General features: G+C 36.4%; 5 protein-coding genes. 2 read left to right on the forward strand and 3 right to left on the reverse strand.

The genetic code is table 11. The features are described from left to right. Positions 1-210 precede the first annotated feature (210 nt). Positions 211-1,977: an ABC transporter ATP-binding protein gene (locus tag ACFIKN_RS04520; protein WP_375657973.1), complete on the forward strand. Its 1,767-nt coding sequence runs from the start codon at positions 211-213 to the stop codon at positions 1,975-1,977. Positions 1,978-3,415: 1,438 nt separating this feature from the next. Here the strand turns inward: ACFIKN_RS04520 and ACFIKN_RS04525 are convergent. Both ACFIKN_RS04525 and ACFIKN_RS04530 read right to left on the reverse strand, forming a co-directional pair. After that, positions 3,416-8,074: a translocation/assembly module TamB domain-containing protein gene (locus tag ACFIKN_RS04525; RefSeq protein ID WP_375657974.1), complete on the reverse strand. Its 4,659-nt coding sequence runs from the start codon at positions 8,072-8,074 to the stop codon at positions 3,416-3,418. Then, on the reverse strand, positions 8,074-10,038 hold the full coding sequence (locus ACFIKN_RS04530; RefSeq protein ID WP_375657975.1) for an autotransporter assembly complex family protein: 1,965 nt from the start codon (positions 10,036-10,038) through the stop codon (positions 8,074-8,076). Before ACFIKN_RS04530 ends, ACFIKN_RS04525 begins: the two co-directional genes overlap by 1 nt. Positions 10,039-10,445: 407 nt before the next feature. On the opposite strand from ACFIKN_RS04530, the gene ACFIKN_RS04535 reads away from it, so the two are divergent. Beyond that, positions 10,446-11,978 carry a YifB family Mg chelatase-like AAA ATPase gene (locus tag ACFIKN_RS04535; RefSeq protein ID WP_375630585.1) on the forward strand — a complete coding sequence of 511 codons (1,533 nt, stop codon included), beginning with the start codon at positions 10,446-10,448 and terminating at the stop codon, positions 11,976-11,978. An 11-nt stretch (positions 11,979-11,989) separates the two neighbouring features. Here the strand turns inward: ACFIKN_RS04535 and ACFIKN_RS04540 are convergent, their stop codons facing one another. Further along, on the reverse strand, positions 11,990-12,895 hold the full coding sequence (locus ACFIKN_RS04540; protein WP_273790212.1) for a transporter substrate-binding domain-containing protein: 906 nt from the start codon (positions 12,893-12,895) through the stop codon (positions 11,990-11,992). Positions 12,896-14,119: the final 1,224 nt, after the last annotated feature.

Here is a 14,119-nt window from a genome sequence, read left to right on the forward strand (position 1 = left end):
TTTTATTGAAAACTAAAAATAATGATGAACAACGAATTTTCGTTATACCTTTTACAGAAACTTTGCACTACATTCTTCACTCTCGCCGTCGTGAAATTGATATGATGAGCCTTGAAAGAAAAGACTATTTTTGTAAAAAAGATTAAGGGGCTTTTTAATTAAGAGTGTTTCAATCTTGCATAAAATAATGAGAGAATATAGAAGCACTTCATGGCTAAAAAACAAATTTCCTCTTTCGACAAACATCTTATTATCCGCCTTTTACGAGAAAATTTTCGTAAACATATGCGTTGGTACAGTGCGGCTATCTTCTCAATGATCATCATTTCTTGTACCACAGCAACCAGTGCATGGATTATGCGGGATGTTGTTAATCAGATTATTGATGCACAAAATTTTCCTATGATTGTTTTGATTTCTAGCTTCATTGCTTTTATCTTTATTCTCAAAGGAGTTGCAACTTTTTTCCAAACTTACTTTCTAAACAAAGCAGGCAACAGTATCATTGCTGAACAACAGCGTAAAATTTTTGCACGACTTATGGAACAAGGAGTCTCTTTTTATCATAATAACACTTCATCTGATCTTCTTGTTCGTGTAACTCATAATGCAACAGCCGTACGTAATATAATTGATACTATTATCACAACTTTTGTACGTGATTTGCTTTCCGTTAGTGGTCTGTTGCTTGTCATGTTCATTCAAAACTTTGTGTTAATCTCCATTACTTTAATCGTAGGACCACTAGCTTTTTTAGGCGTTCGAATGGCTTTAAAACGCGTTCGCAGCTTGATGGAAAAAGAGCTCCTTTCACTTGGTGAAATTATCAAAATCGTACAGGAAACGGCTGTTGGTATTCGAATCATCAAGGCCTTTTCACTAGAAGAAGTCATGAAAAAACGGATGGACAAAGCCATTTGTGATGTTGAAAAACAAACAAACGGTATTGCAACACTCGAAGCTATTACCAATCCAATTATGGAAACACTCACGGGTGTTGCCATTGCAGGTATTATTTGTTTTTCCGGTTATCTTGCAACCCAACGCGCAGGTGTTCAAGGTGAATTTATGTCCTTTATTGTTGCTTTACTTTTAGCTTATGAACCCGCAAAAAGACTAGCAAATGTACGTGTTAAAATTGAATCTGGCTTGGTCAATATCCGTACGATGTTTGAAATACTCGATTGTCCCCTTACAGTTGTAGAACATAAAGAAGCTAAAGATCTGAATAAAACGCAAGGAACTATTCGTTTCGAACATGTTTCTTTTGCATACACTAATAACAAAATGATATTGAAAGACATCAATCTAGAAATAGAAGCCGGAAAAATGACAGCATTGGTGGGACCATCCGGTTCGGGAAAATCAACCCTTATCAACCTTATTATGCGCCTCTATGACCCCACAAAAGGACGCATATTGATTAATGATCAAGACATTCGCTACACAACATTTCGCTCTCTGAGAAACCTGATGGCCTATGTAGGACAGGATACTTTTCTCTTTCAAGGAACTGTTAAATATAATATCGGGCTTGGAAAAGAAGGGGCTAGTGATGACGAAATTATCGAAGCAGCAAAAGCAGCAAATGCTCATGACTTTATTATGAGTTTGCCAAATGGTTATGATACACAGATAGGTGATAATGGCTGTAATCTTTCAGGGGGGCAAAAACAACGACTCGCTATCGCTAGAGCAATGATTCACGATAGTGAAATTCTGATTCTTGATGAAGCAACAAGTGCGCTCGATTCACACACCGAAGCACAAATTAATGAAGCCATTCACCACCTTACTAAAGGACGCACAACGATCATTATTGCTCATCGCCTTTCAACGATTGCTCGTGCTCATAAAATTGTGGTCATACAAAATGGACAACTAATTGAACAAGGTACTCAAAAAGAATTGCTAGCAAAAGAAAATGGGTTTTATAAAAAACTTCATAATATCCAGTTCAAAAAACATACCTCCTAATTTCTAGATCCTTAAATAAGATTTGAAATAAAAAATGGATAGAAGGTAATGCTCCATTTATAAAAAAAGACTTGTTATCAAGAAAAAGCATTACTTCAATCAAGAATTGGTAAAGAATTTATGGTTTATTGAAAATAAAATTCTTGGATTTAGATGAAAACTTTACTCGTTGTTTTGTTGAATGCAAAAGATAAGATGTAATTTGCTTATTGCAAATTTTCTTTATATTTATGATGAATCAATCAAAAGCGCTTGTTGTACGTCATAAGAGATATTGGTATATGCATAAAAACTCTTAAGATAAGCAATAAAAATACCTCTACACTTTCAAGTGAAAAGATTGTCAGCAACATGAAAAGCTGGAAAATAGAATGATAATGCCGGCTTATAGCTTTAGCAAATACTTATACCTTTATTAATAACGGTAGTGTAGATTTTATACCATTCATAAGAGGTACTTTATACCATTTCACAAGCAATCTTATGAAATAGACTCAAGCGCACATTGAGAAATGTTCCTTTAAAACAAGTACATAAACTTGCAACACAATAATGTTATATTTTGGAGTATTCTGTTTGGGGAGCTATTCGTTATAAGAAAAGTGATCTCATTCAAGACACAATAAACAAAAATCTAAAATAATAGGTAATTTTTATTATTAAAAAATATTGCTTTAAATGCGTTTGACAATAAAATCGATATCTTATGAATTCTCTACTTGCCTCATGCTTTTGACGGTCTTTAATGGAATCATGTCCTTCACGTAAAAACAGAATGCCATTGTGTTGCAAATTCACGTACTTGTTTTAAAGAGACCTCTCTCAAAGTCTTCCCTAAGCCCATTTCGCGATAACATTCGTGAATTGTATAACGATAAATCCATTAACCCCCTCTATCTTTACGCTTATGGAGTAATAAACCGGCACCATTCACACTATTCTGCCAGTCCCTAATGTTGCGACAGCTCTTAGCTCTCGAGATGATTCATAAGAGGCATTTTTAGTCATTTCTTAATAGTTTTATCCACACAGGATTCCCCGCTTGTAGCATACAAGCCGAATGGTTTTGATTGATTCAATACGAAAGAGATTCGTACGATATTCAAAGTTCTAATTCAAGTTGAATAACAATAAATTATCTTTATAAATCAATATATTGCACACACTACATTCTTTAGGCAACAGCACGATATGGGCTTGAAACAAGGTAAGGTATTTCTCTAAAATAAATATATAGCAGCAAAATAACATACTATCTTTCGTGAAGATTTTGTCCCTTTAGAGAATAGCATAACAAAAAATCGAATATTTCAGATATATCTCTTCACGCCTCAACAAAAAGCTTCTTCTTTTATAGGATTTCTAGTCTATGCCTCCTTCCTCAGATTTAGAAATGAAAGACAAAAAACGAAGAAATTGTTTTTTTAAAATTCAATCTTTAATAATCTCTTTCATAAAAGAGACCTATACTAGAATTTTGTTCATTTCCTATGGCACCTTTAGCTTTGAGATGACGCGAAATATCTAAATTAATTGTCCCTTTCGTCGTTCCATCAGACCCTGCTTCAAAGCCCAAATAAATATTATTGTGTATGTAACGTCCAATACGTAAGCCTGTATTACCCTTCTCATTAACGATAACATCAAGATCATCAAGTCCAATTTTAGTTCGTAAAGTATTCAACAAAGATGTATTAGAAGCACCTGCAAGATCAGCCGCTGCTGCTGCAAGTTGAGCAATCTGAAATGGTGATAATTCATTAAGAGAGCGATTAAAAATCAAACGAGCCAAAATCTCATCCTGAGGCAAATTTGGTTGTGAAGAAAAATTAATATCAAGATTATCAACCGTCCCACTTACAGTTACAGTGACGCGAATATCACCACTGTTATTGTTGGTTACAAAATAAACCGTAGGATTAAGATTACCACTAAAACTCGCTTGTCCTTGATCAAAATTAAGACGTTGCGACAGGATATCAAAACGTCCACGAATCATTCTAAATTCACCAACTGGATGCACATCATTCAATGGACCTGCTAGATTAATGCGTCCTCCCAGTTCAGCATCTAAGCCTTTTCCGCGTACAAAAAATTGATTGCGTGCTGTAATACGCATATTTGATAGCACGACAGATGACGATTCTTGTGTAACTATACGGCTTTTGCTTTTGTTCGTGTTCTTAACATCAGCACGTTCAAGTGTTGTTTGAATCGATTTAGTTAAATTCTTATTTCTAACATCAAGAAACTTGGCACTTTTAAAATGATCAGGAACAAAAACTTCAGCTTTTTCAACGATGATATCACCACCAAGAACAAGATTATTTAAAAAATGACCTGTCATTGTCATCTCACCTGATAATGTTGCCAGAATCATAGAACCATCATTATAATTGGCATTATCAAGATGAAATATCAAATCTGTCTCTAGACTATTAGAGATACGACCTGAAGCAGAAATTCCCCCCCCCTCAAACGAAGAAGCTGAAGCTTTCTCTATAAGGATATGATCACCTTTCAATTTGCCTTCAAGCTTTATATTATTCAATCCTACATTTGTTTGTGAATCAAAAAAGCTACCGTCGCCTATAGAAATATTTCCTAACAATTGTGGCTTTGATAACGCCCCATTAAGAGCTGTATCAATTCTTGCTGTACCCGTTATATGTGCACCACGCTTGGCTAATAAGAGATTAACAAAATCAAGAGGCATTATCCCTTTAACGTTTAATTTTGCCTCTGAACCATTAAGAGACACAGGCCCATGGATGGAAAGATCTAATCCTTTATCTCCAGTAGCTATCATATTTTCAATATGAAATGTCGATTTTTTATAAGAACCACGAGCATTTATATTGATTGACATCGGTCCTTTATGCGTCATAGCGGTTAAATTTTGACTAGAAAGCTCAAAATGAGCAGATGGATCCTTCATTGTTCCACCAATATCAACTTTACCTATCACTGTCCCATCAAGCGCTTGTCCTGCAATAAAACCATTCGCCAAACGTGCAGATAAATTTTGCAAATTAATATGAAGATCAAGCGCATTTTTCTCTAGAGATACATGCCCCTGAGCTTGTGCTTGTACTCCTTCTCCTGTTAAATTTGCATTCAAAGTAAGATTTTGATCTACAGTGTTCCCCGTAGCAGAAAGAGAAAAAGGCATAATTTTTTTATCTCGAAAAGCAACGGTTGTCAGTCCCTCACCTTTTATATCGTAAGTTATATTAGGTTTTTTTAAATGACCACGAATCATAACCTGCCCTGTTACACTCCCTGCTGCTCCAAGATCGGATTTCCACAGATTGACTAAAGCAGCAGGAAGCGCATTCATTGTAAGTTGCAAATTCAGGGTATCTTGAATATTCCCTGCTAAGATGATGTTGCCTCCATTTATTGCAATTCCTAATTCATTGATTGTCATTCCATCTTTATCAAAAGCAATTATGGATGGCTTCGGCAATGTTGCATGAAAAGTATGTTGTTTTAAGTCCACAGTTTCAATTTGCACTTCTCGTTTTATACTTTCTGGAAGTTCCTCAACCATTAAACGACCAGAAAGCCGTGCATTGAGAGTATCATGCAACATCGCTTGGACAGTAAAAACCGTTTGTCCATTATTCCTATCAGCGTGAGCATTTAAACGATTGATCATTACCAAAGGTGTTTGAATATGTTCTGCATTGATAACTCCTTCAAACTGAGTCATGCCAAAAGGATCGAATATGTCAGCATCTATTGCCAATTTTTTTATTTTATTCTTGGAAAAATTCAAATGGTTAACATGCGCCTTCACATTGGTTTTTTGTCTGCCATTTTGTTCATCAAAAATAAAATCTCCTTTTACTTTTCCACTACCATCCTGCAAAAATAACGCTGAAAGTACGGAAATATCATCGGCATCAATATGCAGCGCTCCTTTCAAAAAACCGCCAAGTTGTTGAGAAAGATCACCCGTTATTTTTGCACTTCCCCCTCTAATATCGATATTTTTAAGTTTTCGAATTTTATGAGAATCTTCAAAAGAGGCCGATAAATGCAAAGGTTTCTTAGCAAAAATCCCTTCACCTTTTACCACCCCCGTTAAAGAAGTAATTGGTGCTGTATTATCTACAAATGCATCTATGTTAAGTGTTGTGTTTTGAAGTTTCTTCCCTACAATTAATGCTTCAGCAATATGGGCACGTGTATTTAGTTTTATATGGCTATTGCGCCCTCTCGCCGTACTTTGAATTGTAAGCGCACCGCTTATCTTTGGATCTAATTTGGACAAATCAGATATTTGAGCAGATAGATCCATTTTAGCGCTTTCATCTGAAAAATAACCATTAGCCTCTATGTTTGTATATTGATTTTTCAAATTAAAATGACGAAAAATGACACCCCTCGTATTTCGAGTAACACCACCTGAAAGAGTGATGTTTCCTTTGAATAAACGATCAAAAGACTGCATGCCTATTTTCATATCGTCAGCCATTCCTGATAATTGGAGATCAAAAATACCACTCAATAAACTGATCGTTCCTTTGGCTTTAATATCTGCACTACCAGAAAGTGATTGTTTACTGAACACTTCCAAAGGAGTTAATGTTTGAGCTTTTAAACCGAGATCGCCTTTAAAAACAAAATTCTCCATTGTCCCTTTTAACCAAGAAGAAAAACCCTGAGCCGTAACACTCAGATCATGAATCAAAATTGGTTTGTTCGAAACAATATCCGTATCTAAATGCACATGAACCGCTTGGCTTAAATTTTCTACTAACGCTCCCTTAATCTTTTTAACCCCTTGAAGCGTCCCTTTAACCTGAACACCAACATGACGAGAAGCTGCATTATCAAGATTTTCGCTTACTCCTCCCATATCAAAAATTGCATCGCGAATATAAATATTTTTATTGCTTAAATGATTTACAACCAACCGCCCACTCCAAGATTGTTGACCTTCGCGACCATAGTCAATGTTCAAAGCAAGAGTATTCGCAGATTTTGGCACGTCTGATATAGGTAAATGAACAGAATCCTTTTCGTTATCAAGAGCCATTTTTCCATCAACAAAAAGCCGTCGCAAAAATCCATCGGCGGTTATTTCAGCATTGGCTATAACGTTCATTGCTTTGTTCTGAATAACCATCTGATCAAGGTGTGTCACACCTTCTTTTGTTCTTCTTGCCTTTGCTTTTAATGTTATATTAGATTCGAAGAGACTACGATATTGAGAAGGTATTAAAGGGCTCAGTGTTCCCTCTAGTTTCGTAGAAAAACTCTGTCCTTCTGGAACACTTGCAAGAATAACATTACCATCTACAATAGAATGATGATCAGACTCTAAAGAAAGTTTGATAACCAAATCATCAAAAGTACCATCACCTTTCAGGACGAGATTTAATGCTGGACATTGTTCAATGTTAAAAATATTTGCCAAAATACCATTTTGTGGTTCGTTAGCAGAAATATCAATTTGAGCTGTACGATTACTATCAGATATCTTGGTGAGAACAGAAAAAGAACCCGGTGCATCTAAACGATGCGCCGCTATATCGACATCAAAATTACCACTAGCCAAGGTGAAATTGCCTTTTAAGGACATATCAGCAGAAAAACCAAAAAGATTCTGTTCAAATGTCACATGTTGAGCAGTAAGCGTATTGATAGAAAGAGCAAGCGGTAATTTTGGTAAAGAGAACTTACCCGTCTCAAGGGAAGAAACAAAAGAAGAATTGCCTTGCGGTTTGCGTAAGAATGTAACCTGTTCTGCCGAAAGCTGGTTAATATCCATCCGCCCACTCAGCAATGCTAGACGATTCCAATCCATTTTAGCATTGGTAATTTTAAGCCAAACCCCTTTTTTATCACTGACAGTAATAGTATCAATTGATGTTTGAGAAGACAGTGTCCCTTGCATATTGTGTAAACGAACTTGACGATTAGGCGCTGAAAGCTTTCGTTCAATTAAAGAAACAAACCATGAGCGATCATCTGTTTTCATTTCGCTAGAGGGAAGAATGTCTCCTCTTTGCGCAAAAACAAAACCACCCACCCCAAAAAACAAAAATACAAAGAAGAAAGCTGATAAACGTACACCTTTTTTCATTAAAATGCTTGCCCTATACCCACATAAAAACCAATGCGAGGGTCACCCTTCTCTCTCTTTAAAGGAAAGGCTAAATCAACGCGTAAAGGACCAAGACCCGTCATATAACGTCCTCCTATACCGGCTCCCCATTTAATTTTTTGAGAAAAATCAAAATTCGCCTTTTCCCCTACTAAACCTCCATCAAGAAAACCGACAACCCCTATTTTATCATTTAAAGAAACACGCAATTCTGCCGATCCCTCAATAAGCGCCCGTCCACCAACAACCGCATCATTTTCTATTTTGATACCAATATTACGGTAAGCATAACCACGAACAGAGCCCCCACCACCAGCAAAAAAAAGCGTATTTGCGGGTACTTGTGCTGTATCATTCCCAAGAATTGTACCAAGCTTTGCCCGCGCAGCAACAACAAAACGATCCCCTTCATCCAACGCCCAATAAGAACGACCTTCTGCTGTTACTTTTGCAACAAAGTTGCTAAAACGCATCTCATAAAAAGGCTCAATGAAAACTTCACCATATAAACCTTTTGTTGCATTAAACTTATTATTACGACTATCGTAAATCAAGCCGCTAGGGAAACCGATTGTTGTAAAATTACGGCTCCCAAAATAGATATCACGTGAATAACCATTTGAAACTTCTACAGCAGCCTGTCCCGATAGATTACCATTGAAAATATGCGTAATACCTAATTTTCCTTTGATGGCTTTTGTCGTATAATTTTCTAAAACATCTTGTTGTATTTTTAATTCTGACCTGAGATCTGTATCTGGCGTGAGTACACCAGGCTTTATAAACGTGCCACCGAAAAGATAATCAAAATTTTTAAAATTATATGATTGCTTTTTATTGCTACCAACACCACTTATTTTTGTTTCAATTTTAAGAGTCTCTGCATGACCCAAAAGATTGTTATGCATCCAATAAGTCTCAAAACCAGCACCATCTAATGTTGAATAGCTACCGCCTACACCAAAACGACGCGGTTTACGTTCTTGTACAACAAGCATAAGCGGTAAACTACCATCTAGATTAATAGTATCAGCCTCACGTATATTGATAGCACGAAAAACACCAAGGCGCGCAAGACGTTCATTTGCCTTAGCTAACGCATCGGAATCGTATATCTGCCCTGGTTTCAATCCAGTCATCCACGCGATATAAGCTGAATCTACACGTGGTTTCTTACTTATATTACGCACACTTAAAGGACCATAATGAGCCTTTTGTCCAGGACCAACAACAATCCGTCCTTCAACACGCAATGTAGCATGATCAGCCACGACTTCACTCTTCATAATTTTAGCTTTAGCATAACCTTGTTGCCGCCATCCTTCTATCGCCCATTTTTCTGCTTTCAAAATGGTTTCAGATTTAGCAATAGCCCCAACTTTATAGCCCAATTCTTCAATTGTGGGCATTTTATGCGCTTTACGTTTTTCAAACGGAGCTACTTTATCAATATTGGCAATACTAAAAACATATTGTGGACCAGCATTAATTGTAATAACGATATTCGATTGTGTTGGAAGTTGAGTTACCGGACTTAAATCAGCGACTTCTAAGCCATTAATTTTAATACTAATAACACCACCATAGCGTCCATCAGCATAAAGAGCAGAAAGAATTGCTCGATAATCTGAACGCGCCTTGGCTAGCAAACCAGAAGAACTAGCGGATGCTTTCTCTTTATCAGCAACAAGAGAAGAAACAGATTTAACTATTTTTATACCTTCTAATGGCGCTCCTGGCGGTGCAATAACATCAACTTTATAAAATCTCTCTGTACTTTTGGCATAATGTGAAGGAGAATTTGTTTTCTTTTTACCAAAAAGAGGAATGCCGAAAAAATCAAATGCAGCAAGAGGCTGTGGAAAAGAAAAAGAAAAACACAAGCCTATAAAGACACAGCGCACAGTCCCTGATTTTAACAAAATTCTTGTCTGGTATACCATAAAATCAGATACCTTATAATACACTTTGCATCTACTACGCTTTAAATAATATAAAAATAAGAAAGGTAAATATAATTACTTTGCACATTTTACGCGTTTTATCACATCAAATAACACTCTGCGATACATAACGTCACCCCCCCCTTATATTTTCATAAAATTCTGCACTGTTGTATAACACGAACAGCCTCATTCTTTTTTTCTTAACATATTTATTTAGCTTATTATAAATGTTTTATTGCGTCCCATATTATCATGGTTAAATTTGTACAAATGACTTTCCATGAGAACGCTAAAAACTGCCCATGTATATAGATCTCTCTATAAAAAAAACCATAGAGATGCTTCTTGATTTTTATAAATAGATATGATTGTCTCTACCAAGTCTAAAGGGGGAAAATAAATAAATGATCGCACGTATTACAACTGTTGCTTTTCGCGGTCTAGAAGCAGTCCCTGTCGATGTACAGGTTATGATTTCGTCTGGTAAAATAGGAATGGCTATTGTTGGATTAGCTGATAAGGCAGTTGCAGAAAGCCGTGAACGTGTACAAGCAGCCCTCCACGCTTGTGGACTTTCTATGCCTACTAAACGAATTACGATTAATCTTGCACCAGCTGATTTGCCTAAAGAGGGATCGCATTATGATTTGCCAATCGCCGTAGGCTTAATGCTTGCTATGGGAATCCTCCCTCCTGAAGTAGCACAAGACTATATCATTTTAGGAGAATTATCACTGGATGGTTCACTTACCGCTGTTAATGGTGTTTTACCAGCCGCCATGACAGCTTTATCACTCGATAAAGGGCTGATTTGTCCCTTCCAATGTGGACCTGAAGCAGCATGGGCAAATGCAGAAATAAATATTCTTGCTCCAGAGACTCTGCTCACTATAGTCAACCATTTCAAAGGAACCCAAATTCAAAAACGTCCACAACCGCGCCAATATACTATCGAAACTGAACTTCCAGATCTTTGCGAAATCAAAGGACAAAAAACAGCCAAACGTGCCTTAGAAGTTTGTGCTGCTGGACGCCATAACCTTTTGTTTGTAGGCCCCCCTGGTGCTGGGAAATCTATGTTAGCGCAACGCTTACCTTCCATTTTGCCACCTCTTGATAGCCGTGAGCTTTTAGATGTCTCTCTGATTGCTTCTATTACAGGAGAAACGGTTCATAATACCATTTCACTTCATTGCCCCTTTCGTTCCCCACATCATTCTGCTTCCATGGCCGCAATGATTGGTGGGGGGCTTAAAGGACGACCGGGAGAGGTCTCCCTTGCCCATAATGGTGTGTTATTCCTTGATGAATTGCCTGAATTTTCTCCGCAGGTTCTTGATTCTCTTCGTCAACCTTTAGAAAGTGGGGAGTCAGTTATCGCCCGCGCTAATCACCATATTAGCTATCCTGCTCGCTTCCAACTCATTGCCGCAATGAATCCTTGCCGATGTGGTATGGCAGGCGAAAAAGACCATGTTTGCCCTAAAGGAATACGCTGTCAAATCGATTATCAGTCCCGTATTTCTGGTCCTCTGCTTGACCGAATTGATTTACGGATTGATGTCCCTGCTTTGACAGCTATGGACCTTATGCAACCAGAACAATCAGAAAAAAGCTGCGACGTTGCCAAACGCGTCGCACGATGCCGTACCATTCAAGCTAAACGTTTTTCAACAATGGGGTTTGATCATATTCGTACCAATGGCGATTGCCCTGCCAAAATTATAGAACAGATTGCCATTCCTGATAAAAGTGCGACCATACTCTTACGAGATGTGAGTGAAAAAATGCACCTCTCTGCACGCGCTTATCATCGCATTCTCAAAGTTGCACGCACAATTGCTGATCTTGACGGATCAGATACTCTTTCACGCTATCATCTCGCAGAAGCTATTTCCTATCGACTAGGCGCAGAAAGATTAACAGCCCTTAATTAAAAAACTATTCATCAATAAAAACTTATTGGAAAATAACGCAAATAAAGTTCTGTAAGTTTACCATCTTCTTCTAGTGATTTCAGCGCATAATTGAGTATATCAACCAATTTTTCATTCTTTTTTGCAACAGCAAGCTGCATTCCTTGCCCCAATAACTGTGGCGCCATATATGCCCCCCCAACAAAATGGCAGCAATCAACAGATTTTTGTTTTTTGAACCATAATGATAAAGCAAATCCATCATCAAAAATAAGGTCAATTTTACGCTCTTGTAACGCTTTATAGAGCTCTTCTCTCTTTTTAAATCCTTGCCATTTGGCTTTAGGAAAATAATGTTGAAAGAGTTTTTCGTGAACACTTTTAGACAAAACACCACTGGTTAAATGTATCAATTGATCGCTTATTGGCTCATCGAGATTTAAACGTCGAGAAGCAACAAATCGCGCTGGAAAACGTAAATATGACTTTGTAAAAACAAGATCTTGCTGGGTTTTACTTGTTTCTTTTAAACCCGCAATAATGACTTCCGCATCACCATTTTCAACATGTTCTACAAGCTCTTTCCAAGGAATCACTTCTACTTCACAAAGCTTCTCTAATTTTAATTTTGAACAAATAGCGCGCAATAAATCGATATTATAACCTGCAAGATGCCCCGTTTGATCAATAAAATTAAAAGGAGGAAAATCAAAAGTTGTTACAAAACGCAAACGAAAGATATCCGTTGTATCAGGTTGTACCAAGTGTTCATGCGAATCAAAAAAAGAAGGCAGCCTTTCAGCTTCTGCGTAAGAGGAAAATAGAACCCCCCCTGCTACAAATAAAATACGAATAAAAATATTGTATGGATTATTGAATAAAAGATACCGTAAACGCAATTGAAGATGTTTTACATATATAGATTTTTTTATTTTCAAAATCTCTCCCCCATTTTTCAAAACTAAGATGCAACTCTTCTTAACTATTATCTAACGCACTTCACCAAAATATCTGGCGTTTAATAAATAAAATTCTTGCTATTTTTTAAAACTGTTAAAAAATTTAACAGTTTTCATATATTTTTTTTGAAACCATTGAAAATGCTTAGATTTCTGATGTTAATTTTCCAAAATAAATATATAAAAGGTAATTTTAGAGAAAGGCGATTTAATTTTTTAAATATAAGAAATAGGCTGTATATACTTTAGTGGCACACTTTATTTTATCAAAATATCTCGCGTATCTTAAAATATTAAGACCATTTCCTTGCGTATCACAACTAGGGAAGTATATAGATACTATTGAAGAAAAGAGTAAAAATACCCCTCAAATGCCGAGGTTTTTCTCAACATTAAGGTTGCATCAACATTTAAGAGTTGAAAAATAAAATGATGATTCTGGTTTGTGCTTTATTGTCAAGATGGGAAAGGTGGGAGACATGAATCTTGTAGTATTCACAGGGTATTTTGCGCTATATTATTCAAACATCGTTGTAAAATGAGTTTGGAAACATTGAGAGATGTTCCTTAAAAAAGTGCGAGAATATCAGCGCAATGGTGCTTTGTTTTAAATGAGGGACGTAACCTCCATTACAGGAATGAGAAAAACATAAAGCGTAAGATAATGCGTCATCACCCTCATTATTCAAAAACATCACCGTAGACGTTTTTTAAAATTGTAAAGTTGAATATAAAAGATGATCGTGGAAACGTGTTTTTATATTTACGCGTTTATATTTTCCTCAAATGAGGCTTTTTTCACATTTTAAAGATGACACAAACCAATATACACAATATTTTCGCCTCAATCTAACATACAAAAGTTTGAACTGCTTAGAGAGCTCGTAACCTTTGTTTTAAATATATGGTAGAATTAGGATTGAAAATTGATTTATGGATAAAACAAGTAAGACCTCTGTTAGAGTAACACAAAAATGCATAACTAATTTTAAAACATTACGCATATGCAAAAATAAACAAAGTAAATAGCATCGTTTTATGAAACAACTTTTTGTATAAGTCAAAAGTGTTTATTCGCCTTATATCACCGCCCTCGTGTTTTACAGCATAACAGTACACTATCATTTCATCATTCTCTCCATTATATATCGACAGATATTGAATCTAGATCTGATATACGGTAAATATTTAATGTGGTTATTC

Origin of the sequence: Bartonella sp. CL436QHHD, from assembly GCF_042195105.1 — a bacterium.
In the GTDB taxonomy this organism is placed as follows: domain Bacteria; phylum Pseudomonadota; class Alphaproteobacteria; order Rhizobiales; family Rhizobiaceae; genus Bartonella.

Excerpts from the sequence above, each read along its gene's own strand:
- ACFIKN_RS04520 (WP_375657973.1), top strand. The coding sequence starts at position 211 with ATGGCTAAAAAACAAATTTCCTCTTTCGACAAACATCTTATTATCCGC.
- ACFIKN_RS04535 (WP_375630585.1), top strand. The coding sequence starts at position 10,446 with ATGATCGCACGTATTACAACTGTTGCTTTTCGCGGTCTAGAAGCAGTC.
- ACFIKN_RS04530 (WP_375657975.1), bottom strand. The coding sequence starts at position 10,038 with ATGGTATACCAGACAAGAATTTTGTTAAAATCAGGGACTGTGCGCTGT.
- ACFIKN_RS04525 (WP_375657974.1), bottom strand. The coding sequence starts at position 8,074 with ATGAAAAAAGGTGTACGTTTATCAGCTTTCTTCTTTGTATTTTTGTTT.